Source organism: Streptomyces sp. NBC_01384, assembly GCF_045040035.1.
Lineage (GTDB): Bacteria > Actinomycetota > Actinomycetes > Streptomycetales > Streptomycetaceae > Streptomyces.
Window position 1 is genome coordinate 9,078,249 of the sequence record NZ_CP109559.1, and the last position, 23,532, is coordinate 9,101,780.

At 70.4% G+C, this 23,532-nt stretch carries 15 protein-coding genes and 1 pseudogene; 13 read left to right on the forward strand and 3 right to left on the reverse strand.

The window, feature by feature from the left end; genetic code table 11:
• Window positions 1-46 precede the first annotated feature (46 nt).
• Together OG747_RS41775 and OG747_RS41780 are read left to right on the forward strand one after the other, a co-directional pair.
• On the forward strand, window positions 47-1,804 hold the full coding sequence (locus tag OG747_RS41775) for an amylo-alpha-1,6-glucosidase (protein ID WP_405884546.1): 1,758 nt from the start codon (window positions 47-49) through the stop codon (window positions 1,802-1,804).
• A 148-nt stretch (window positions 1,805-1,952) separates the two neighbouring features.
• Complete coding sequence (locus OG747_RS41780) at window positions 1,953-3,740, forward strand: RICIN domain-containing protein (RefSeq protein ID WP_405884547.1); 1,788 nt, start codon at window positions 1,953-1,955, stop codon at window positions 3,738-3,740.
• A 356-nt stretch (window positions 3,741-4,096) separates the two neighbouring features.
• Here OG747_RS41780 and OG747_RS41785 read toward each other — a convergent pair whose 3' ends face one another.
• Both OG747_RS41785 and OG747_RS41790 read right to left on the reverse strand, forming a co-directional pair.
• Complete coding sequence (locus OG747_RS41785) at window positions 4,097-5,107, reverse strand: zinc-binding dehydrogenase (RefSeq protein WP_405884548.1); 1,011 nt, start codon at window positions 5,105-5,107, stop codon at window positions 4,097-4,099.
• The gene (locus OG747_RS41790; protein WP_405885977.1) at window positions 5,100-5,531 is read right to left on the reverse strand and encodes a tautomerase family protein; all 432 of its coding nucleotides are present in this window, start codon (window positions 5,529-5,531) and stop codon (window positions 5,100-5,102) included. Before OG747_RS41790 ends, OG747_RS41785 begins: the two co-directional genes overlap by 8 nt.
• A gap of 102 nt (window positions 5,532-5,633) precedes the next feature.
• On the opposite strand from OG747_RS41790, the gene OG747_RS41795 reads away from it, so the two are divergent.
• Entirely contained in the window at window positions 5,634-6,224 is a 591-nt protein-coding gene (locus tag OG747_RS41795) for a TetR/AcrR family transcriptional regulator (RefSeq protein WP_405884549.1), read from the forward strand.
• 19 nt (window positions 6,225-6,243) lie between these two features.
• Here the strand turns inward: OG747_RS41795 and OG747_RS41800 are convergent.
• Window positions 6,244-6,396 (reverse strand): annotated as a pseudogene (locus OG747_RS41800) (tautomerase enzyme); the annotation flags it as partial.
• A 1,151-nt stretch (window positions 6,397-7,547) separates the two neighbouring features.
• Here OG747_RS41800 and OG747_RS41805 point away from each other — a divergent pair.
• The 10 genes from OG747_RS41805 to OG747_RS41850 all read left to right on the forward strand — a co-directional run bounded on the left by OG747_RS41805 (window position 7,548) and on the right by OG747_RS41850 (window position 23,532).
• A complete protein-coding gene (locus tag OG747_RS41805; protein WP_405884550.1) occupies window positions 7,548-9,026 on the forward strand; it encodes a sugar transferase in 1,479 nt (492 codons plus the stop codon).
• A gap of 70 nt (window positions 9,027-9,096) precedes the next feature.
• On the forward strand, window positions 9,097-10,413 hold the full coding sequence (locus OG747_RS41810; protein WP_405884551.1) for a nucleotide sugar dehydrogenase: 1,317 nt from the start codon (window positions 9,097-9,099) through the stop codon (window positions 10,411-10,413).
• On the forward strand, window positions 10,403-11,668 hold the full coding sequence (locus OG747_RS41815) for a glycosyltransferase family 4 protein (RefSeq protein ID WP_405884552.1): 1,266 nt from the start codon (window positions 10,403-10,405) through the stop codon (window positions 11,666-11,668). Before OG747_RS41810 ends, OG747_RS41815 begins: the two co-directional genes overlap by 11 nt.
• Entirely contained in the window at window positions 11,665-13,035 is a 1,371-nt protein-coding gene (locus tag OG747_RS41820; RefSeq protein ID WP_405884553.1) for a Wzz/FepE/Etk N-terminal domain-containing protein, read from the forward strand. The genes OG747_RS41815 and OG747_RS41820 overlap by 4 nt, the downstream gene beginning before the upstream one ends.
• Window positions 13,032-14,552 carry a Wzz/FepE/Etk N-terminal domain-containing protein gene (locus OG747_RS41825; protein ID WP_405884554.1) on the forward strand — a complete coding sequence of 507 codons (1,521 nt, stop codon included), beginning with the start codon at window positions 13,032-13,034 and terminating at the stop codon, window positions 14,550-14,552. The genes OG747_RS41820 and OG747_RS41825 overlap by 4 nt, the downstream gene beginning before the upstream one ends.
• 3 nt (window positions 14,553-14,555) lie before the next feature.
• The gene (asnB, locus tag OG747_RS41830) at window positions 14,556-16,490 is read left to right on the forward strand and encodes an asparagine synthase (glutamine-hydrolyzing) (protein ID WP_405884555.1); all 1,935 of its coding nucleotides are present in this window, start codon (window positions 14,556-14,558) and stop codon (window positions 16,488-16,490) included.
• 17 nt (window positions 16,491-16,507) lie between these two features.
• Window positions 16,508-18,706 (forward strand): bi-domain-containing oxidoreductase, encoded by a 2,199-nt coding sequence (locus tag OG747_RS41835; protein WP_405884556.1) that lies wholly within the window; start codon window positions 16,508-16,510, stop codon window positions 18,704-18,706.
• The gene (locus OG747_RS41840) at window positions 18,703-20,670 is read left to right on the forward strand and encodes an alginate lyase family protein (RefSeq protein ID WP_405884557.1); all 1,968 of its coding nucleotides are present in this window, start codon (window positions 18,703-18,705) and stop codon (window positions 20,668-20,670) included. The genes OG747_RS41835 and OG747_RS41840 overlap by 4 nt, the downstream gene beginning before the upstream one ends.
• A gap of 8 nt (window positions 20,671-20,678) precedes the next feature.
• Window positions 20,679-22,226, forward strand: a complete 1,548-nt coding sequence (locus OG747_RS41845) for a right-handed parallel beta-helix repeat-containing protein (protein ID WP_405884558.1) — start codon at window positions 20,679-20,681, stop codon at window positions 22,224-22,226.
• A gap of 1 nt (window position 22,227) precedes the next feature.
• Window positions 22,228-23,532 (forward strand): O-antigen ligase domain-containing protein, encoded by a 1,305-nt coding sequence (locus OG747_RS41850; protein ID WP_405885979.1) that lies wholly within the window; start codon window positions 22,228-22,230, stop codon window positions 23,530-23,532.

A 23,532-nucleotide genomic window follows, 5' to 3' on the forward strand; every position in this document is an offset into this window, starting at 1 on the left:
CTGCCCAAGAGCCGATCACCCCTGCTCCAGAAACGAGTCACGCTGCATGACCGCCGCCCCGTCCGGCCCGGCCTTCTCCGTCCACGACATCCCGTTCAGCACCCGCGGGTCATGGTTCGGTATCTCACCCGTGGTGGCGGAGAAGACGTACGCCGAAGACCTTCACCTCGTCTCGCACCAGAACGGCATGCACGCCGTGCTGCGTCTCGTCCCGCTCGACATGGCCACCGGCGACCGCATTGCCACCATGCCGCACGCGACACCGAGCCTGCTCAGCTGGACCGGTGCCGAAGGCCGCATCAATCTCGCTTACGAATCGCCGGACACCGTACGCCTGCGCGGTGACGGGCTCGGCCTGCACATCGGCGCGGCGGCGACCACGCTGACCCCGTTCAGCGGCACCTACTTCTACCGCGAACCCGGCACGGGGGCGTGCGTGTTCACCTCGTACGAGACCGGGCGACGCTACCGCGTCACCCTCCTGTCGGGGACCGTGACCGAGGCGTCCGGCACGCAGACCCTGGGCAGCGCCGCACGAGGTGTCACGATCGGCGCCGAGGCCGGCGCAGCCTGGGAGGTCGCGGTCGAGGAGTACGAGACCGCGCGCCGCCCCTACGCGTCTTCGGCACCCTTCGACCAGGTCGTGGACACCGCGCGCGCCGCCTTCGCCGCCTTCGCCGACTCCGTCGCGCCCTGGCGTACGTCCGAGACGCCTGCCGCGGAACTCGCCGCCTACGTGCTGTGGTCCGCGACCGTCCGGCCGCTGGGCTTCTTCACCCGGCCCGCGGTACTGATGTCGAAGCACTGGATGGACAAGGTGTGGAGCTGGGACCACTGCTTCAACGCCCTTGCCCTGGCCCCCGGAAGCCCCGGACTCGCCCTGGACCAGTTCTCCCTGCCCTTCGACCATCAGGACGAGACCGGCGCGCTGCCCGACTCGGTGGCCCACTCGGAGATCCTCTACAACTTCGTCAAGCCTCCGATTCACGGCTGGGCCCTGCGTCACCTGCGCCGACGGCTCTCCGAGCCGCTCAGCCAGGCGGAGTTGACCGAGGTGTACGGCCGGCTGGCCCGCTGGACGGACTTCTGGCTCACCGCGCGGCGCGCACCCGGCGCCGCCCTCGCCCACTATCAGCACGGCAACGACAGCGGCTGGGACAACGCCACCACCTTCGACCCCGAGCGCGTGATCGTCAGCGCCGACCTGGCCGCCTTCCTCGTCCTGCAACTGCGCGAACTCGCCGACCTCGCCACCGAACTGGGTCGGCCCCTCGACGCCGAGCGATGGACGCGCAGCGCAGCCGAGATCCAGGCAGCGCTGCTCGACGAGCTCTGGGCGGGCAAGCGATTCGTCGCCCGCTCTGCACACAGCGGGGCCACCTGGACCAGCTCCAGCCTTCTCGACCTGATGCCCATCGTTCTTGGCGAGCACCTGCCCGAGAGCATCGGCGACGCACTGGCCGACCGCATCGAGGCCCACCTCACCGCGCACGGCCTCGCCACCGAGCTGCCCACCTCACCGCACTACCTCGACGACGGCTACTGGCGCGGCCCGATCTGGGCGCCGTCCACCGTCCTGATCGAGGACGGTCTGCGCCGCGCCGGCCACGACCGCCTCGCGGACGAGATCAGCGCCCGCTTCCGTGCCCTGTGCGAGACGTCGGGCTTCGCCGAGAACTTCGACGCCCTCACCGGCACGGGCCTGCGCGACCGCGCCTACACCTGGACCGCCAGCAGCTATCTCCTGCTCGCCGAGGCCCACGAGCTCCGGCGGGCCGAGACGGCCGAGGCCATCGGCGGCTGACAGACCACCTGGGCGGTCCGCGCCCAGGTAGCACCCCCTTCGGGAGACCCGCACCATGCGCATACCTCGGATCCCTTCTTTGACCGGAAGCGCCCGCAGACCAGGTGCCGCGGGAGGCCGCCACCGTCGCCGCACGACCGCGGCGGTCGTGGCACTCCTCGCTTCGTTCGCAGCCGTCACGCTCCCCGGCACCGCGGCCCATGCGGCGGACACCTCCGTCACCGTCGACTTCTCCACGGCCGGAGGCGCCCCCACGTACCGCGCCTCGGGCATGATCTACGGGATGACCCCGGACGGCTCGCTGCCCCAGGACCACTTCTTCACGGACATCAAGTGGCACTTCATGCGAGCCGGGGGCGCCCAGCTCAACAGCGGCGGCTACGCCACCAGCCTCGCCGACTATCAGATCCGCTGGGCCTCCACCCTGGCCCAGTACAAGCGCACCGCTGCCCTCGGCGGCACCTTCGTGCTGCTGCCGCACGACCTGTGGGGCGCCGACGGCACCACCAGTCAGGGCTGGCCCGGTGACAACGGCGACTGGACACAGTTCGACGCCTTCGTCACCCAGCTCATCAGTGACGTCAAGGCCAACAACATGACGGTCCAGTGGGACCTGTGGAACGAACCCGACGGCAGCGGCTTCTGGGGCGCGTCGCAGACGCAGTACCTGCAGATGTGGTCGCGCTTCTACGCCAAGGTGCGCGCCGCCTTCCCCTCCCAGCTCATCGTCGGCCCCAGCACCGCAGGCCAGCCGAACTCCTCCAACAGCTGGTGGACGACGTATCTGACGTACGTCAAGGCGAACAACGTCGCGCCCGACATCTACAGCTGGCACGACGAACCGGGTGACCCCGCCACCGACGTCGGCCGCGCCAACTCCACGCTCGCCGCAGCCGGGTTGACCAACACCCGCGCGTACCAGATCAACGAGTACGCCACCCTGTCCATGCAGTCCCCGGGCGGTGGCGCGTGGTTCATAGGCCGTCTGGAGCGGGCGGGCGCCGATGGCCTGCGCGGCAACTGGGCCTCCGGCACCGGCCTGCACGACAACGAGGCCAACCTGCTCACCAAGAACAGCGCCGGCCAGTATCTGCCGCTCGGCGAGTGGTTCATGTACCGCTACTACGGCGCTCAGACCGGCAACATCGTCAAGCTCACCCCGGGCACCGGCACCGACGGCCTGGCCACCAAGGACAACTCCGCCGGCAACGCCAAGGTGCTGCTGGGCAGCAGCGGAAACACCGGCACCGTCACCGTCAGCCTGACGGGGCTCAACACCACGTCCGTCGTGGTGAACAGCCAGGTCCGCGCCGTCGTCCAGCGCATCCCGTACAACAGCGGGGCCGCTGTGACCGGCCCGGAGACCATCGCCGACAGCACCCTCACGGTCAGCGGCAACGCTGCCTCGGTGAGCCTCCCGTGGTCGAACGCCAAGGACGGCTACACCGTCACCCTGCTGCCCCCGTCGAACGCCACCGTCGCCACGGTCGCCGTGAGCCAGAACAGCGGCCAGTGCCTGGACGACACCAACCTCAGCGCCGCCGACGGCACCCAGTACCAGCAGTACTACTGCGAGGGCGGCTACCAGCAGATGTTCGACTTCAAGCCGGTCAGCGGCAAGACGAGCACCTACACGGTCGTCAACGAGACGAGCGGCAAGTGCCTGGACGTCTCGGGCGCGTCCTCCGCCGACGGCGCCGCCGTCATCCAGTACACCTGCAACGGCGCCACCAACCAGCAGTTCACGCTCAATCCCGTCACCGCGCTCGGCAACAGCCACGACTACCAGCTGGTCGCCGTCCACAGCGGCAAGTGTGTCGACGTCAGCGATGTGTCGACCACCGCCGGCGCGAAGATCCACCAGTGGACGTGCGACGCGGCGAGCGTCCTGAGCACCAAGAAGAACCAGATCTGGCGTCTGCTCGGCAAGAGCTGACTGCCGTCACCCATGACGATGTGGAGGGGCAGTCCAGGTGCCCCTCCACATCGTTCAACCGGGACTGTTCTGCGGCCCTTCGGGTGGGAAGGCGAGTACTGCCCGGCTTCGGTTGCCCGGATAGTCGGCGCACGCCCTCCGTCACGTGGTGCAGGACTTCGGTCGGGGTCGCGGTGCGTACGGTGGCGTCCACCAGGGCCCGCAGTTCGTGGCCGAGAGTGGCGATCGCCGCCCGTTGGTGGTCCAGTTCCTCTCCTGTCGGTCCTACGGGGTCGGGGTTCGTCGCCGGAGATTCGGTTGGTACTACGTTCATCGGGTTTCTCGGTGGGGGTGTAGTGGTCGTGGTCGCGACGCGGTCAGCCGTCGGCGCGGACGAAGACGGGCTTGAGGTGCTTCTCGGGCAGTGCGTCGGGGATTTGCTCCCAGTCGAGGACGTGGGAGACGACCCGTGCCGGATCGACCTTGCCCGAGCGGGCGAGGTCGAGGGCGTCGGGGATGTGGTTGCGGACGTTGTCGCGGGCGACGCGCAGGGTGACGCCGGTGAGGTACATGTCGAGAAGGGGCAGCTCGCCGGGGCGGAAGTGGTTGCCGGCGGACTCGCAGATGCCTTCCGGGGCAAGGGACTTGACGGCGAGAGCGAGTTGGTCGACGCGTCCGGTGGCCTCCACGGCGATGTCGAAGCCGTGCCGGACCGGCTCCAGCGTCTCGGCGGTGGTGGCGCCGTAGCCGCGGGCGATCTCGCGGTGTTCGGGGTCCGGGTCGACGTACAGGACGACGGAGGCGCCGAGTGCGCGGGCGATGTCGCACACGTACAGGCCGATACTGCCGCGGGCGACGACCAGGACCCGGGCCCCGGGCCTGTTCTTCAGATGGGGTGCGACCAGGCGCCAGGACAGGGACCAGTTGTCACTGGCCGAGGCCATGGCGATCGGGTCGAGGCCCGCGGGCAGGGGCACCAGCATGGCGTCCGCCCACGGTACCCGGACCAGGTCGGAGAAGAGCCCGCCCCAGCTCCCGCCGATCGGCGCGCCGTACATCGCCATGTGCGGTACGGCCGTGCAGTGAGCGGTCAGTCCGGCACGGCAGTTGTCGCAGGAGCCGCAGTTGATGGACCAGGGGACGACCACCAGATCGCCGGGGGCCACGGCCGTCACGGCGTTGCCGATGTCGACGACCCGGGCCACGCACTCGTGGCCGAGGGCGAACGGCGGGTCGATGAAACCGTGCCCGGCCAGGATGGCGGAGTCCACGTCGCAGGAGGTGGCGGCCACCGGAGCGACAAGGGCCTCCTGGTCGGACTGGAGCTTGGGGTCGGGTGCCTCGCGCCATTCAACGGTGCGCCGGGCAACGTAGGTCAGTTCACGCATCGCTCTGCTGTCCCTTCGCCAGTGCCACCAGGTCGGCGTAGCGGATGACCGAGCCGCCGGCGCCCCAGGTGCCGTCGGGCTGCTCGTGTACCAGCACCCACACACGCAGCGCCTCGGCCTGGGAGAGCCCGGCGGCTTCGAGCACGGCCTTAGTGGTGTCCTCGACCAGACCGGCCTTGCGCCGCTCGGACAGGGCGCCCTGGGGAACCGTCACGTCTACGAGGAAACGGGGCTCGTCGTCCTCTGCGGTGGCCTGCGCCCCTTCGGGCAACTCGACGAGATAGCTCCACGCCTGGGCGCGGAAGAACGCGGTGTCAGGCGCACCTTCCCAGCGCAGCAGGACCGCGGCCAGGTCGCGTTGGACGCTCCTGCGTCCCACCTCGGTCAGGGAACCGGACGGGACGGTGAGCCGGATCATCGGCATGACGAAGTCTCCCTTCGGCTGCACACACAGCCTATGACGATCGTTATAGACGGCAGTCACGCTAGACTATGACGAGCGTTATATCCAGAGAGGGGCACGGTCTTGGCCAAGTCCAGCGCGCCGTCGCGCGAGCGCATCGTGGCCGGTGCGGCCGACATGATCAGTAGGCGCGGTCTGAACGCCACCAGCATTCGCGAACTGGCCAAACACGCCAAGGCGCCGCTCGGCTCGACGTACCACTACTTCCCTGAGGGGAAGCAGCAGTTGGCCACCGAGGCGGTGCAGTACGCGGGTACGGCCGTCGCCCGCATCCTGCGCAAGGAGCTGGATGCGGGGCCGGTCGCCGGGTTGCGTGCCTTCCTTGCTTTGTGGCGCGGCGTCGTCGTCGAGAGTGAGTTCCGTGCCGGCTGCCCTGTGTTGGCCGTCTCGGTCGAGGAGCCGCCAGTCGATGAGATCCCGCCGGCGCTGGCCGCCGCGGCCGAGGCGTTCGAGGACTGGGAGCGACTGCTCGCCCAGTCGCTACGGGACCAGGGCGCGGATCCTGAGCAGGCTCCGGGGCTCGCGGCCCTCATCGTGGCGTCCGTCGAGGGCGCCATCGCCATGTGCCGCGCGAAGCGCAGCATGCAGCCTCTGGACCAGGTGGCGCAGCAGCTCGAAGCCCTGATTGACGGCGCGCTCGACCGTCGAGCCTGACGGCGAAGGGCTTCCGGGCTCAGGCGCCGATCGCCGTGCGGATCGCCTTGATCTTCTCCTCGGTGAACACGCCGCTGCCGAGGAGGGAGAGGATGGACAGGACACCGCCGCTGGAGCCCCAGCTCCCTTCGTCGATGACCCGGAAGTTGACCCACCAGGCCGGCGACGGTTCCCAACCGCCGTTTGCGCAAATGGGCGCCTTGTGATCCAGGTGTGTCGACGGTTTTGGTGAGACGCGTGTGACAGCAAGTGAGAGGTGAGGAACCCTCGCCGGGCTGGCCCCGGCGGGGGTTCCTGATCGGGGACGGCTTGGTGCGCGGTGTTCGGCGTGGTCTTGTTGCGCTCCCGTACCAGCGAAGGCCGGCGACCGGCCACCGGATCCGCCACGGCGTTTGCGTGTGGCGATCTGATCGGCCGCTTGCGGCACCACTGCACGAATGCCCTGCCTGCTGAGGTGAGTTCGGATGGCTCGCGAGGAGTACGCCTAATGGGAAGCGAACGTCGGCGGTAGCTGCCGTTCTGGGGCGCGAGCTGAGCCTTTGAGTATGCCCGGGCCTGAGAGCCCTGTTGACAAGACGAGGCTGGCTCGCGCCCAGCAGGCTGGGCACCCGCACACGGCCGGGGCCCGTTCGGGTGGGCTCCGGAGGCGTGCTGGTCAGCGCGCACGATCGTGGAGTCGACGGCGACGACCCGGTCGAGGTCGCCCTCGGCGTCTGCCTGCGCGAGCAGAGCGGTGAAGACCCGTTCCCAGGTGCCGTCGATCAGTGCCGGGACGCCTCGGGGTTGCCGGTGCCGGCGGCCCGGAGAACTCCCGCCATCACAGGTCACAAGGCACGTCCTCCGTCGCCAAGGCACCCGCAGGCAGTCACCGATCCATGGATCCGGCTTCAAATCTTGCGCACAAATTCCACACACCCCTCTCTTCAGACGGGCCCCGATGGTCTAGATTGACCGTGCTTCGCATGCTGGGACACCAGGCAACAAATGATGATCTATGGGTCCGGCGATACAGACGGCCAGCAGCCGCGTCTCTCGCGTCAGACGTGGGGGTGATCAATTCTTGGAGCCCGAGAGGGGCTTGGGGTGCGGGGAGCATCCGAGGTTTCGACGGGTTCCCGCGCACCTCAAGAGCCTGGCAGGACATGCGAGTCTGCTGCCGCCAGGGTGGGTTGTTCACGTAGCTCTGAAATAGCCGGGATGTCATGCGCGGGGGCGGGGGCCTCCCGAGAGGGGGAACAGCGGGGCGGGGGGCGGGGGCCTCCCGCAGGGGGCGAAACAGTGTTAGGCGAACACGTCGAACCACTGGGGACCTTGGGGGGTTCTGTGCGGCAGGGGGGAATAGTCGGCCCTTTTCCGTCGGCGCGCGGGCGTCTGGCGAACGGGGCAATCAGCCAGCCCGCGATCGACTGGGAGCAGCGGTACCGCCGTGCCGTGATCATCAGCGACACCGTGGCCACCGCCTTCGTGGTGGCGGCGATCGGCAACTTCTTCGGGGCCCGGGACGCGGCCAACTGGCACGAGAAGTGGGGAATTCTCGCATTCGGCACCCAGCTGCTGGTGCTGGGAGCGCTTGCGGTGAGCCGGTCGTGGGCTCCGGCCGTGCTCGGCCAGGGTGCCGAGGAATTCCGCCGGCTCGGACGCTCACTGTTCACGGCGACCGTCGTCCTGGCGCTCGGCGGGATCGCCCTGACCTCGCGCAACATCAAGCTCTGGATCTTCGTCGCGATCCCCGCGATCGCGCTCGTCACCATGACCGCGCGGTATCTGCTCCGCCTCTGGCTGCACAAACAGCGCAAGGAAGGACGGTGCCTGAGACCGGTGCTCGCTGCCGGGAGCCCGGCCACCGTGCGCGACCTGATCACCCGAACCCGCAAGCTCCCGCACCTCGGCTGGCGGGTGGAGGCGGTGTGCACGACGGACGGCCGCGGGCTCGACGGTGACCAACTGGACGGAGTGCCGGTCATCGGCCTACTGGCGGATGTCGCCAAGCACGTCCGCCACGACGGCTACCGTGTCGTCGCGGTCACACCGGACCCGCACTGGTCACCGGACCGGCTGCAGCGGCTGGCCTGGAACCTCGAAGGCAGCGAGGCCGAGATGATCGTGGCCCCCGTGCTGATGGAGGTGGCCGGCCCGCGGCTGCACGTCGACGCGGTGCTCGGGATCCCGCTGCTGCGGGTCAGCATGCCGACCTTCACCGGGGGCCGCCGGGCGATCAAAGGGGTCGTCGATCGGATGGGCGCGGCGATCCTGCTGGTGCTGTTCGCGCCGCTGATGGTCCTCGTCGGGCTGCTCGTGCTGGTGGACAGCCGGGGCGGGGCGTTCTACCGCCAGCGCAGGGTCGGCAAGGACGGCCGCGAGTTCACCATTGTCAAGTTCCGCACCATGGTCGCCGGGGCCCACCGGGCACGTGCGGAGCTGGCCGACCGCAACGAGGGCGCAGGCCTGCTGTTCAAGCTCCGCCGGGATCCGCGGGTGACCCGGGTGGGAGCAGTGCTGCGCCGGTACTCGCTCGACGAGCTCCCGCAGCTCTTCAACGTGCTCACCGGATCAATGTCGCTCGTCGGACCACGGCCTCCGCTACCGGAGGAGTCCGCCGCGTACGGCCCGGACATCCGACGGCGGCTGCTGGTCAAGCCCGGGCTCACCGGCCTGTGGCAGATCAGCGGACGCAGCGACCTGCCGTGGGAGGAGGCGGTCCGCCTCGACCTGCGGTACGTGGAGGACTGGTCGCTCGCCCTGGACACAGTGATCTTGTGGAAGACGCTGCGTGCCGTGCTCCACGGGCAGGGGGCCTACTGATGCGCGGGGGTCGTCCGACCGGCGCGCGGACCGCAGGCCGCAAGGGCCTGACTGGGGGGAGAGACGGGTCATGAGAGTCAGCGTTTTCGGGCTCGGCTACGTGGGCTGCGTATCGGCCGCGTGCCTGGCCAGCATGGGGCACGAGGTCATCGGGGTGGACGTGAACCAGGTGAAGGTCGACCTGGTCAACGACGGCAAGGCCCCGGTGGTCGAGGAGCGGATCGGCGAGCTCATCGCCGAGGTCGTGCGGACCGGAGCGCTACGCGCCACCGCCGACGTCCGCGAGGCGATCATGGGCAGCGAGGTGTCGCTGGTCTGCGTGGGTACGCCGTCGGAGCCCAACGGCAGCCTGTGCACCACGTATCTGGAGCGGGTCACCGAGCAGATCGGCGCCGCGCTGGCCGAGCGGGGTGGGCGGCAGACCGTCGTGTTCCGCAGCACCATGCTCCCGGGCACCTGCCTGAACCTGCTGGTGCCGATCCTGGAGAAGAACGTCGGCGGCACGGCCGGGGTGGACTTCGGGGTCGCGGTCAACCCGGAGTTCCTGCGCGAGGGCACGAGCGTGCGGGACTTCTTCGACCCGCCCAAGACCGTCATCGGCGAGCTCGACCCGGCAAGCGGCGACGCGGTGACGGCGCTGTACGACGGCTTGCCCGGCGAGGTGTTCCGGGTGCCGGTCCCGACCGCCGAGGCGATCAAGTACGCGGACAACGCGTTTCACGGCCTCAAGATCGGCTTCGCGAACGAGCTGGGCGCGGTGTGCCAGGCGCTCGGGGTGGACTCGCACCAGGTGATGGATGTGTTCCTGGCCGACCGCAAGCTGAACATCAGCCCCGCTTACCTGCGGCCCGGCTTCGCCTTCGGTGGCTCCTGCCTGCCCAAGGACCTGCGCAGCCTGGTCCACGCGGCGCAGCGGGCCGACGTCTCGGTGCCCATCCTCTCCCACGTGCTGGCCTCCAACTCCGACCATCTGCAGCGCGCGGTGGACCTGGTCGAGCGCACCGGCAAGCGCCGGGTGGGCCTGTTCGGGCTGTCCTTCAAACCCGGCACCGACGACCTCCGCGAGAGCCCGCTCGTCGAGCTGGCGGAGCGGCTCTTCGGCAAGGGCTACGACCTCAAGATCTACGACGCCAATGTGAGCCTCTCCCGGCTGCTCGGCGCGAACCGCGAGTACATCGAGAGCCGGCTGCCGCATCTCGCGCAGCTGCTCGCGGACTCCGTCGACGAGGTGCTCGAGCACGCCGAGGTGTGCCTGGTCGGGACCAGGGACCCGGCCGTGCTGTCGTCGCTGCCCCATGAGGACGGACCGGTGATCGTCGACCTCATCCGCCTTCCCGACGCCGAGGCGCGCCGGGCCGAACCGGGGTACATGGGCCTTGCTTGGTAACGCAACCAGCGGCGACGGGCCGGACCGGCGCGCGCTGATCCTGGTGGAGAACCTGTCGGTGCCGTTCGACCGGCGGGTGTGGCAGGAGTGCACGACGCTGCGCGACGCGTGCTGGGAGGTGCACGTCATCTGTCCCCGGGGGGAGAAGCGGGACACGGAGCTGGAGGCGGTGATCGACGGGGTGCGGATTCACCGCTACCCGTTGCGCGCGGCCACCGGAGGGCCGGCCGGCTACCTGCGGGAATACGGATCGGCGTTGTGGCACACGGTCCGGCTGGCCCGCAAGGTCGGCCCGGTCGACGTGGTCCACGCCTGCAACCCGCCCGACCTGCTGTTCCTGCCGGCACTGTGGCTGAAGCGGCGCGGCGCGCGGTTCGTCTTCGACCAACACGACCTGGTACCCGAGCTGTACCTCTCCCGGTTCGACCGCGGCGAAGACCTGCTCTACCGCGCCGTGTGTGCGTTGGAACGGCGGACCTACCGGGCCGCGGACATCGTGCTCGCCACGAACGAGAGCTACCGGGACGTCGCGCTGCGCCGTGGCGGCCGGCGGCCGGAGGACGTCTTCGTGGTGCGCAGCGCGCCCGCGACCGACCGGTTCCAACCGGTGCCGCCGGAGCCGGAGTTGAAGCGCGGCAAGCCTCATCTGTTGTGCTACCTCGGCGTCATGGGCCCTCAGGACGGCGTCGACTACGCCTTGCGGGCCCTTGCGAAGCTGCGCGACGAGCTCGGGCGGACCGACTGGCATGCGGTCTTCGTCGGTGCCGGCGACGCCTTCGACGCGATGGTGGAGTTGTCCCGGCGGCTCGGTCTCTCCGAGCAGGTGCAGTTCACCGGGCGCATTCCGGACGCCGACCTGGTGCGCTACCTGTGCACCGCGGACGTGTGCCTTTCCCCCGACCCGCGCAATCCGCTCAACGACGTGTCGACCATGAACAAAGTCCTGGAGTACATGGCGATGGGGCGGCCGATCGTCTCGTTCGACCTCCGGGAGGCGCGCGTCTCCGCCGGTGACGCCGCCGTCTACGCGCCCGCCAACGACGAGGCCGAGTTCGCCAAGCTCATCGCGCTGCTCCTTGACGATCCGGAGAAGCGGGCCCGGATGGGCAAGATCGGCCAGGAGCGGATCAGCGGGCCGCTTTCCTGGCGGAACTCGCAAGCGTCGCTGCTCGCCGCCTACACCGCTGCCTGCCGGGACCATGCCCCGGTGTCGGCAGGTGGGCCGGTCCGTACGGGGAAGAGGCCGCGCCATTGAGTGATGACACGATCCGCCTGGTCACGATCGGACGGATTCTCCGTCGGCGGTGGCGGCTTCTCGCCGTACTCGCCGTAGTGGGTGCGCTCGTCGGCTACGGCACCTCGGTGCTGCTGCTGCCGCCGCGGTACACGGCGGCGGCATCGGTACTGCTGCCGGGGCAGTGGGAGGAGCGCGAACTGCTGACTCAGGTGGACATCGCGACCAGTTCGGCGGTGGTCGACCGCGCGGCCGCCACGCTTGGCTGGAAGGGCGTCAGCGGCGCCGAACTGCGGGATCAAGTGAGCGCCAAGGCCGCCGACGGGAACATCATCAAGATCTCGGGTACGGCCGACACCCCGGAGCGCGCGCAGCGGCTCTCCGACCAGGTGGCCCAGCAATTCGTCACCTTCGCCGCGCGCATCGCGGGCGGCAGTACCGACCCCGAAGCGGCTACGGGGACCGAGGCGCTGCGGAACAAGGTGGCGGAGACCAACCGCCGCATCACCGACCTGGCCAATGCGGCCGATCCGGGGCAGACCGTGGAGAGCGTGCAGGCCCGCACCGAGCTCGAAAGTCTGCGCACCGCGCTGCAGGATGCCATGAAGAAGCTGGCCGAGGCCGACCCGGCGACCAACAAGGCCAGCATGGTCGTCATGGGGCCGGCGCCCCTGCCGACCGGCGCGGCAGCGCCGACGAGGATGCAGCTGATCGTCGCCGGGGCGCTGCTGTTCTTCCTGCTCGCGGTCATCGGCCATCTCGCCGCCGCACGGGTGAGCCGCCGGCTGCGCACCGAACCGGAGATCGCCGCGGCGCTGGGTTCGGCGCTCCTCGGCACCGTCGACGTGCCTGGTGAACGGCGCGCGCACCGGTCGGAAAGCCGTGGCCCACGGGCCCGGATCCGCCGACTTCTCGGCGTCGACACCCGGTGGGACATACCGACCCCGCGGAGGTCCGGCGACGAGGCCGACAGGCGGGTCCGCTACCGGCGGGTGTGCGCTCGCCTCCGGGACCAGCTGCCGGCCCCCCGGCAGCTGCTGGTTGTCGTACCGGAAGGCGACGAGGTCGCCCGCCGGGCCGCCGGGCAGCTCGTCGCCGAGGCCACGAGCGATCCGCTGCTGCGGGCGGTGGAGGTTTCGGTGGACCGGCCGATCGTGCCGGACCGCGACACGGAGTCCGGTGCCCTGGTCGTCCTCAGCGCGGGCAGCTGGACCGCGGAGGAGCTCGCCGGCATCGCCGAGGCGTGTGCGGACGGCGGGCACGAGGTCGTCGGCGTCGTCGTCGCCGGCACGGTCCGCACCCGTCCGACGCGGACTGCCGGCCGTCCTTCGGACGAGGCCACTTCGGCGCTCGCGGTTCACGGCCACGCGACGGGAGATTCAGCGTGACGACGAGCACGATTACGGAGTCGTCGGCCGCCACTCCGCTCCTCGATCTGCAGGCGCTGGTGGTCGCGGTCCGCAGGCGCCGCCGTCTGTGGTGCGCGATGGCGCTGCTCGGACTGCTGATCGGCGCGGCGGTGGCGGTCCTGCTGCCGCCGTCGCCGGCCGCGGTGACCAAGGTGCTGGTCGCGCATCAGGAGGACCAGCCGAACGACACCGGAACGCTGATCCGCACCGACGTCCAGCTGCTGGGGACCACGCAGATCGCCGACCAAGCCCTGCGGTCCCTCAAGTCCCCGGAAAAACCGGAAGACTTCATGCGGGACTACCGGGGCACCGGATTGACCAACAACGTGCTCCAGATCGATGTGACAGGTGACACCGACGCGGAAGCGGTGGCCCGGGCCAAGGCACTGGCCGATGCGTTCGTCGCGGACCATGTGAAGCGGATACGGGACATCGCGGACGCCGAGGCCAAGGCCCTGCTCGACCAGCGTGACCGCATGCAGGCGGAGCTCGCCGAGGTCAACAAGGCGATCGGTGGCCGATCGCCGGGCAGCGACCCGAAAGCGTCGGCGAGCATCGAGTCGCTCTTCGCCCGCCGGGCCGCGCTCACTTCGCGGATCGACGACTTCGGCCAGCGCGCCGAGGAGGCGCGCATCGGCACGCCCCAGCTCATCGTCGGCACGCAGATCGTGGACGCCCCGCGCGCGGTGCGGCACTCCCTGCCCAAGGCCGCCGTCACCAACGCCGTGATCGGGCTCGTCCTCGGGCTCGTCCTCGGGCTCGCGCTGGCCGCGGTCGGCGCGGTGGTGGCAGACCGCCCCGTGCTGCGCCGGGACATCGCGGCGAACCTCGGCGCCTCGGTCATCGCGGAGCTGCCCCGCCGGTCGGGCAGGCTGTGGCAGCGCCGACGGACACGGGTGGCACGCGAACGGCTCACCGCGACGCTGGCCCGCACCGCGCGCGGCTCCGCGGAACCGCTGTCGCTGCTGGAACTGGGCTGTGTGCGCAGCACGAGCGTGATCGCCCTGGGCCTCGCCCGGGCACTGGCGGAGGACGGGCCAGTGGTCGTCATCGACGGTCTCCCCGGCCCGCAGCTCGCAGGCCGCCGCCCGAAGCCAGGAGACCCCACCGTGGTCAGCGGCGAACGTGCCGCGGCCGTGTCGCCTCAGGAGCACCGGATCGGCGTCGGCTCGGTGGCGCCCGGCACGGCGTGGACCGACCTCCAGTATCTCGGCACCCAGACCGTGCTCGTCGTGCGTGCCGGGCACGGCAGCGCCGCATGGCTGCACACAGTGGCGCGGCAGCTCGTGGACCAGCGCATTCCGGTGATCGGTGTGGTGCTGATCGACCCCGATCCGCGTGACCGGACCGACGGCACGCTGTGGGACGGGCTGCACACCGCGCTGCGCGGCCGGAGCGAGCGGCCGGCCCTGCAGAACGGGACGGGCCGGCGGCGCACGGAGCGGCAGCCGATGCGGGCCGCACGGGTCCCGGACAACGACCAGGAGGTGCGGTAGGACATGTGTGGCATCGCAGGCACTTACCGATGGCCGGACGGAAAGGTCGTGACCGACCGGCTCACCGACACCCTCGCCCACCGCGGCCCGGACGGTGCGGGCCGCTACGGCCACCCCGTCGGTGACGGCGAAGTACAGCTCGGGCACCGCCGGCTGGCCATCATCGACCTGTCCGAGACCGGCGCCCAGCCGATGGTCTCGGACGGCCTCGCCCTGACGTACAACGGCGAGCTGTACAACGCGCCCGAGCTGCGTGCCGAGCTGACCGCCACCGGGGTGCGCTTCCGCGGTACCTCCGACACCGAGGTACTCCTTGAGGCCTGGCGGCGCTGGGGCACGGACTGCCTGCCCCGACTGCGCGGCATGTTCGCGTTCGGCATCTTCGACGAGCGAACCGGTGACCTGGTGCTCGCCCGCGACCAGCTCGGCATCAAGCCGCTGTTCCTGCTCCGGCGCGGCGAGGGCCTGATGTTCGCCTCCGAGCTCAAGGCGCTCGCCGCCGCGACCGGCGGGTCGCTGGAGGTGGACCATGCGGCGCTGGTGGCCTCACTGCTGTACTACTGGGTGCCGGACTCGCGCTGCGCGTTCCGCGAAGCGGAGAAGCTGCCGCCGGGGAGCTGGCTGAGGTGTCGGCCCGACGGCTGGGTGGAGCGCGGCCGGTTCTGGAACCTGAAGGACGTCGCCGCCGAGGGCCGGGAGCGGGCCCGGGCCGGCGAGCAGCCGGACCTCGCCGCCCTCGTCGAGGAGTCGACCCGGCGCCACCTGCTCTCCGACGTACCCGTGGCGACCTTCCTCTCCGGCGGCCTCGACTCCAGCTACCTGACCGCGCTGGCGGCCCGCCACCAACCCGGGATCTCCGCCTACACGATCGGCTTCCGCGCCGAGGACGCCAAGTTCGAGGCGATGCCGGACGACCTGCGCTATGCCCGGCAGGTGGCCGAGCGGTTCGGCGTCGACCTGCACGAGATCGAGATCGCCCCGAACGTGCTCGACCTGCTGCCGCAGATGACGTACCACCTGGACGAGCCGATCGGCGACCCCGCCGCGATCAACACGTTCCTGATCTGCTCGGCCGCCCGGGAGGCCGGGGTCAAGGTGATGCTCTCGGGGATGGGTGCCGACGAGCTGTTCGCCGGGTACCGCAAGCACCTGGCCAACCTGATGGCGCTGCGCTACCAGCGCATCCCGCGACCCCTGCGGCGCGGCCTGTCCAGCGCCGTGGACCGGCTGCCGGTCGCCACGGCCCGCCGGGGGTACCGGTCGGTGCGCTTCGCGAAGCGGTTCCTCTCCTTCGCCGACCTGCCGGAGGAGACCGCGTTCCGGCGCAGCTACACCATGTACGACCAGGACGAGCTGCTCGCCCTTCTCGATCCGGACCTGGCCGGGACGGTCGAGGACGTGCTGACCGAACATGCGGACGTCTACCAGGACAACGACCTTGACGACTTCGTCAACCGCATGTGCCTGACCGACTCCCGGATGTTCCTGCCGGGCCTGAACCTCACATACACGGACCGGTCGAGCATGGCCGCGTCGACCGAGGTACGGGTGCCGTATGTGGACGTCGAGGTGGTCAAGGCGGCGTTCGCCGTGCCCGGCGATCGCAAGATCGTCGGACGACAGGGCAAGGCCGTCCTCAAGGAGGCGGCCACCTCGGTCCTGCCCCGGGAGATCGTGTACCGGCCCAAGGGCCTGTTCAGCGCCCCGCTGCGCGCCTGGATGAGCCGGGACCTGGCACCGCTGGTACGCGAGGTGGTCAACGACGGCCTGCTCGTCAATTCCGGGCTCCTGCGCCGCGACGCGCTGGCGCGGATGGTCGCCGAGGACGCCGCCGGACAGCGGGACTTCTCCAAGCATCTGTGGCACGTACTGACCCTCGAGTACTGGTATCGCGACGCGACCTCTGGGTCCGGCCAGAGCACTCGGTTGACGGCTTAGGAATCAGAGGAGTTCGGGTGAAACAGGTTGTGCAGAACTACAAGAGCGGCGAGCTGGCGGTGCTCGACGTGCCGGTGCCGGGGTGCAAGCCGGGCGGCGTGCTGGTCCGCAGCGCCTACTCGCTGATATCCACCGGCACCGAGCTCATGAAGGTGTCCGAGGCCGGCATGTCGATGCTGGGCAAGGCCCGCTCCCGTCCGGACCAGGTGGCCAAGGTCATGCAGAGCGTGGCCACCAACGGGGTGCCCGCCACCTACCGCAAGGTGATGGGCAAGCTGGACTCCTACACGCCGCTGGGCTACTCGCTGTGCGGGGTGGTCGAGCAGGTCGGCGCCGGGATCGACGATGTGAAGGTCGGCGACCTCGTGGCCTGCGCCGGCAACGAGCACGCGCTGCACGCCGAGCTGAACTGGGTGCCGAAGAACCTCTACGCGCCGGTCCCCGACGGCCTCGCGCCGCGGCACGCGGCCTTCGGCACCGTCGGATCGATCGCGATGCAGGGCGTCCGCCGCGGCGAGCCCCAACTCGGCGACGTGGCGCTGGTCATCGGCCTCGGGCTGATCGGGCAACTGGTGGTGCAGCTGCTGGCCGCCTCGGGAGTCCGCGTGGTCGGAGCCGACCCCGACCCGGTGCGCTGCGAGCTTGCCGAGCGCCTGGGCGCCGCGGCCTGCGGCGATCCCGCGTCCGCGTCCGTGGAAGCTGCCGTCGCCGAACTCACCGGCGGTCACGGCGTGGACCAGGTGTACCTGGCCGCCGGCGGCGGCAGCAACCAGCCCGTCGAGCTGGCCGCCCGGCTCTGCCGGGACCGCGGCCGGGTCGTCGACATCGGCAAGTGCCGCCTGGACCTGCCGTGGAACGCGTACTACGAGAAAGAGCTCGACGTCCGGTTCTCGCGCTCGTACGGCCCCGGGCGCTACGACCCGGAGTACGAGCTCGAGGGGCGGGACTACCCGATCGGCTACGTGCGCTGGACCGAGCGCCGCAACCTGGCGTGCTTCCTCGATCTCCTCGCCCGCGGCAGCGTCGACGTGGAACCCTTGGTCTCCCACATCGCCGACTTCGATGACGCGGTCGAGACGTACCAGCGCCTGAAGGACGGCGACCTGAAGGCCGTGGCTGTGCTGTTCCGGTACCCCGAACACGCGGGGGAAGCGGAGGGAGCGGGGGCCCCGGCGGTGGCCGTGCCCGCGGTGAAGCGACCCAGCGGCGGAGTGTCCACGCCTGCCCGGGCCGCCAAGACGCCGGTGCGCCTTGCGTTCGTCGGCGCGGGAAACTACGCGACGTCGATGCTGCTGCCGCACCTGGCACAGCGCGACGGCGTCAAGCTGTCGACAGTCGTCACCACGACCGCGCTGTCCGCGGCCAACGCGCAGCGGAAGTTCGGCTTCGCCGAGGCGACCACCGATCTCGACGCCGTGCTCGGCGACAAGTCCATCGACGCGGTGTTCGTGGTCACCCGGCACAGCTCACACGCCGAACTGACCCGAAGAGCACTGCTGGCCGGCAAGACCGTGTTCGTGGAGAAGCCCCTGGCCCTCACCGAGGACGAGCTGGCCGGCGTACTCGCGGCGGTGGAGGAGTCCGGCAACGACCGGCTGCAGGTGGGCTTCAACCGCCGGTTCGCGCCGCTGCTCCAGGAGACCAGGAAGCGGTTCGGCGCCCGGACCGGTCCGGCGAGCCTGCGCTACCTGGTCAACGCGGGCCGGCTGCAACACGGCAGCTGGTACCTCCAACAGGGCACCGAGGGCTCGCGGTTCGCCGGCGAGGGCGGACACTTCATCGACACGGCGAGCTGGCTGATCGAGGCCGATCCGGTATCGGTGTACGCGGTCGCCACGTCCGGCAACGAGGATCTGCAGGTCGTGTTGCGCTACCCGGACGGGTCCACCGCCACCATCAGCTACGTCACCACCGGCGCGGCCGGCTTCCCCAAGGAGACGCTGGACCTGGTCGCGGACGGCAAGGTGCTGCGGCTCGACGACTTCGTCCGTGCCACTGTGTACGACGGCCGCCGCAAGCGGTGGGTCAGCTCGCGGCTGCCCAAGGCCCGGGACAAGGGCCAGTCCGCCGAGCTGGCCGCGTTCATCAAGGCCGTGCGGACCGGCGGGCCGATGCCGGTGCCACTGGAGTCGCTGGTCGCCACCACCTCGGCCACCCTCGCCGTGCAGACCGGCCTGACCGGCGGTGCGCCGGTGACGTTGACGAGGACGCGATGACCATGAGCGCGGGCTGGTACCTGCGGCGGCTGTCCCGGATGGGACCGCAGGAGGTCGCGGGCCGGGTGGGCGACGCGGTGCGCAGGCGGCGGTGGCGTTCGGCGCGGCCGGACTGCCCGAGCGTGACCGGCGCCCGGTTCACCGCGGTCCTGCCCGCGGGGACGATCGCCGCAGTGCCACCGGACGCCGCGAAACGGCTCATCGCCGGGGCGGACCGGCTGATGTACGGGCACGCCGAGTATTTCGGGGTGGTCCGCGACGACCTGGCCGACCCGGACTGGTGGTGCGACCCGAAGACCGGGCGCCGGGCTCCGTGGGGCTACGCCTTCGACGTGCCGTACCGGAACGAGGACGCGGTCGGGGACATCAAGCAGATCTGGGAGCTGTCCCGGCATCAGTACCTCACCGTGCTCGCCGCCGCCTACGCGATCACCGGGAACGAGCGGTACGCCGAGCGCGTGGCCGAGCACCTGCGGTCGTGGTGGGCGGCCAACCCACCGCTGCGCGGCGTGCACTGGATCAGCGGCATCGAGCTGGGCATCCGACTGCTGTCCTGGGTGTGGATCCGCCGGCTGCTCGACGGCTGGCCGGGCGCGACCGGGCTGTTCGAGGAAAACCCGGTCGCGCTGAACCAGATCTGGCACCACCAGCGCTGGCTGGCCGCCTTCCCCAGCCGGGGGTCTTCGGCGAACAACCACGTCATCGCCGAGACCGCCGGGCAGTTCGCCGCAGCCTGCGCGTTCGGGTGGTTCCCCTCCTCGGCGCGTTGGCGAGCCGACGCGCTGCGGTCGCTGGAGCGGCATCTGCGCAGCAACACCTTCGACTCCGGCCTCAACCGCGAGCTGGCCACCGAGTATCACGGACTGGTGCTGGAACTCGGCCTGGCCGCGGTGGCCGAGGCGGATGCCGCCGACGTGCCGGTCCCCGCGTCGATCCGGCTGGTGCTGCTGCGGATGACCGACACGCTCGCGGCCATCATGGACAGCCGGCTGCGGCCGCCGCGCCAGGGGGACGCGGACGACGGGCACGGTCTGGTCGTGGACGGCGCGGGCACCGACCGCTGGGCCTCGCTGCTGGTCACCGGGGAGGCCGTGTTCGGCCGGCTCGCCTGGTGGCCGGCGGTGACCGGCACCGATGTGCGCACCCCGCTGCTGGCCGCGCTCATCCGGCCGTACTCGAAGAATGGAACTGCACCAGCCGTGACCCGCCCGGCAAGCCGACCGGCCCATTTCGCCGACGCGGGCATGACCATCCTGCGCGGTCCGGCAGAGATCTGGGCCCGCTGCGACGGTGGTCCGCACGGCTTCCTCTCCATCGCCGCGCACGGCCACGCGGACGCGCTGTCCGTGGAGGTCCGGCACGACGGGGTCGACGTGCTCGCCGACCCGGGGACGTTCTGCTACCACGGGCAGCCCGAGTGGCGGCAGTACTTCCGGTCGACCCTCGGCCACAACACCCTGCAATTGGACGGCAGTGACCAGTCCGTCTCCGGCGGCCCGTTCCTGTGGACCCGGCATGCCCGCAGCCGCGTCCTGGTCGCGGACACATCCGACGCCTCCGACGGGGGGACGGCCCGCTGGTGTGCCGAGCACGACGGCTACCAGGGCTCCGTGCACCGCCGCCAGGTGGAGCTGACGGCCGCGAGCCAGGAGCTGCGGGTGGTCGACGAGGTGCGCGGCCCGCGCCGGGCCGTGCGCCTGGCGTTCCACCTCGGCCCGGCGATCGCCGCCGACTTGGTGGGGAACCGGGCAGTGCTCACCTGGATCCGGGACGGTGAGGGGCGTTCCGCCGTGCTGGACCTGCCCGGGCAGTTGTCCTGGCAGGCGCACCGCGGCGAGACCGAACCGCCGCTGGGCTGGTACTCCGCGGGATTCGGGCGCAAGGAACCCACCACCACGCTGGTCGGCACCGGCTTCGCCGACGGCACGGACGGGTTCACCACCGCGCTCAGGTTCCACGGCTAGGGGGGCGCGTGGGGATCAAGAGGCGGCACTGGGCGTTGGCGGCGGCACCGCTGGCGCTGGCCCTGCTGACGGCGACCGGCTGTGAGAGCACGTCGGGAGCCGAGGCGGACCCGAAGGCCGCGCCATCCGCATCTGCATCCGCCGCGTCCGCGGCCCGATCCGTGGCCCGGGTGTGCGCCCACCCCGCGGCCGGGCCGGCGAAGGCGCCGGCAGGCGCGGTGACCGTCGACCCCGCGGTGGTCGATGACCTGGCAGCGAAGACCAAGAGCAGCCCCCCGAACACCACGTTCTGGCTTCGACCCGGCAAGCACAGGCTCGACCCGGACCGCTACGCCCAGGTCATCCCCAAGGAAGGGGACCGCTACCTCGGCGCGCCGGGCGCGGTGCTCGACGGCCGGAAGATCAACCAGTACGCGTTCGGCGGTACCGCCCGCGATGTCACCATCCGCTATCTGACCGTGCAGGGTTTCGTCGCGCCGCAGGACGAGGGCGTCGTCAACCACGACTCGGCCGACGGGTGGGTGATCGAACACACGACGATCCAGGACAACTCCGGCGCCGGGCTGATGGCCGGTGCCCGCCAGCAGGTCCGTGCCAGCTGCCTGCGCGACAACGGTCAGTACGGCATGAACGCGTACAAGGGCAACGGCCGCATCACCGGCCTGGTGGTCGAGGGCAACGAGATCGTGGGCAACAACACCGGTGACTGGGAGCGGCGGCGGAAGGGCTGCGGCTGCACCGGAGGCATCAAGTTCTGGGCCGTCAACGGCGCCGACGTACGCGGCAACTGGGTGCACGACAACCGCGGAGTCGGGTTGTGGGCGGACACCAACAACAACGACTTCCGCATCGAGAACAACGTGATCGAGGCCAACGACGGTGCCGCGCTGATCTACGAGATCAGCTACAACGCGGTCATCCGGAACAACACGATCCGGCGGAACAACTGGGTCGAGGGGCGCAGGGCAGCCGAGAGCGGCGACAGCTTCCCGTTCGCGACCATCTACCTGTCCGAGTCCGGCGGCGAACCACGGATCCGAGCCCGCACCGACAAGATCGAGATCTACCGGAACGTGCTGGAGAACAACTGGTCCGGGATCACCCTGTGGGAGAACGCCGACCGGTTCTGCAACAGCCCGGCCAACACCTCGTCCGGTGACTGCACTTTGCTGGTGCGGGACACCAAGCGCTGCGCGAAGCCGGCGGTCGCCAAGGCACCGCTCTACGCCGACTGCCGGTGGAAGACCCAGCGGGTGGACATCCACGACAACCGCTTCGTGCTGGACAAGTCCGTCGTCAAGTGCACGGAGAAGTGCGACCGAATGGCGCTCCTTGCCAACTACGGAACCTATCCGGACTGGTCGCCGTACAAGGGCGAGCGGGTGGCTGACGCGATCACCACCAAGCAGCACAACCGCTGGCACGACAACGTCTACATCGGACCATGGAAATTCGTGGCCCAGGACACGAGCCGGGTGCTCGACTTCGGGCAGTGGCAGGCCACGCCGTACCAGCAGGACACGGGCAGCACCCTCGACCCACAGGCCGGTGGTTGAGATGGGCGGCGACCTGACGCGCGGTGGCCTGCCGGGCGGACCGGACACGGCGGGAACGCGGCCCGGCGCCGAAGCGCGCCCGGCCGGCACACCGAGGATCGTCGGGATCGTCTGGGGGCTGCTGGTCCTCAACACGCTCGGCTCCGCCGGGGCGAAGACCATCGTCCCGCTGCCCCGCTCCCTCATCCAGATGGTCACCATGGGCTCGCTGGTCGCCGCGTTCACGCTGGCGCTCGCGGTCAACCAACTGCTGCGCATCCGGCCCAGCGCCTACGTGCTCCTGCTCACCCTGCTGCTGGTGTCGAGCGTGATCTCCAGCGCGAGCCTGGAGTCCGGGCTCGGCGCGTTGTTCCGCTGCTTCCGGCTGGCTCTCTTCATCGGCACACTGTGGCTGCTCAGCCGCTGGTGGGACGGCAGCCTGACGTTCGTCCGGTACCACATCCGGATGTACTTCGCGGTGCTCGGATCGGTGGCCGCCGGCCTGGTCGTCTCACCGGGCGCGGCCCTGCCCGGCCTCTACGGCGGACGCCTCGTCGGCGCGTTGTGGCCGCTCACCCCGCCGCAGATCGGGCAGTACGCAGCGGTGATCATCGGGCTCACCGTGCTGCTCGTCCTGGGCCGCCGGACCGACAGGGCCAGCGCCGCGGTGGTCATCGTGCCGTCATTCGTGCTGCTCGCGCTGACTCATACCCGAACGGCCACGCTCGGCCTGTTCATCGGGCTGGCGTTGGCGATCGGCTCGCTCATCCTGACCAGCGACGCAGCCCGCCGGTTCTTCACCTGGGCGGTGCTGTGCGCCGTGGTGGCCGCGGTGGGGTTCGCCTCCGCGCTGCAGGCGTGGTTCCTGCGCGGACAGAGCAAGGAGAACTTCTCCAACCTCACCGGTCGGGCCAAGGTCTGGGACGCCCTGCTGGCTGCGCCCCGGTCGACCTCGGAGAAGGTGTTCGGCGTGGGCCTGGGCGACAAGTCGTTCGGCGGGCTGCCGATCGACAACAGCTGGCTGGCCGTCTACAACGAGCAGGGTCTGATCGGCGTCACCCTCGTCGCGGCGATCATCATCGTGTTGGGCGGCGTCGCGATGCTGCGGCCACCGTCGCTGCAGAGGGCCTGCGCGATCTTCCTGATCAGCTACTGCGCGATCGCGTCGTACACCGAGGCCGGTCTTGGCGACGCCTCGCCGTATCTGCTGCATCTGGCCCTGGCCGCCTCGCTGCTGGCGGCACCCGCCGAGGCCGCTCCCCTCTCGACGCCCGAAATCCCTCGACGACACATCCCGCGCTGGGCCCGTAGACAGGAGGTGACCTGA

Bases quoted from the DNA above. Each gene is read 5' to 3' on its own strand.
- OG747_RS41810 (WP_405884551.1), top strand. From the start codon at position 9,097: ATGAGAGTCAGCGTTTTCGGGCTCGGCTACGTGGGCTGCGTATCGGCC.
- OG747_RS41840 (WP_405884557.1), top strand. From the start codon at position 18,703: ATGACCATGAGCGCGGGCTGGTACCTGCGGCGGCTGTCCCGGATGGGA.
- OG747_RS41850 (WP_405885979.1), top strand. From the start codon at position 22,228: ATGGGCGGCGACCTGACGCGCGGTGGCCTGCCGGGCGGACCGGACACG.
- OG747_RS41775 (WP_405884546.1), top strand. From the start codon at position 47: ATGACCGCCGCCCCGTCCGGCCCGGCCTTCTCCGTCCACGACATCCCG.
- asnB (WP_405884555.1), top strand. From the start codon at position 14,556: ATGTGTGGCATCGCAGGCACTTACCGATGGCCGGACGGAAAGGTCGTG.
- OG747_RS41785 (WP_405884548.1), bottom strand. From the start codon at position 5,107: ATGCGTGAACTGACCTACGTTGCCCGGCGCACCGTTGAATGGCGCGAG.
- OG747_RS41790 (WP_405885977.1), bottom strand. From the start codon at position 5,531: ATGCCGATGATCCGGCTCACCGTCCCGTCCGGTTCCCTGACCGAGGTG.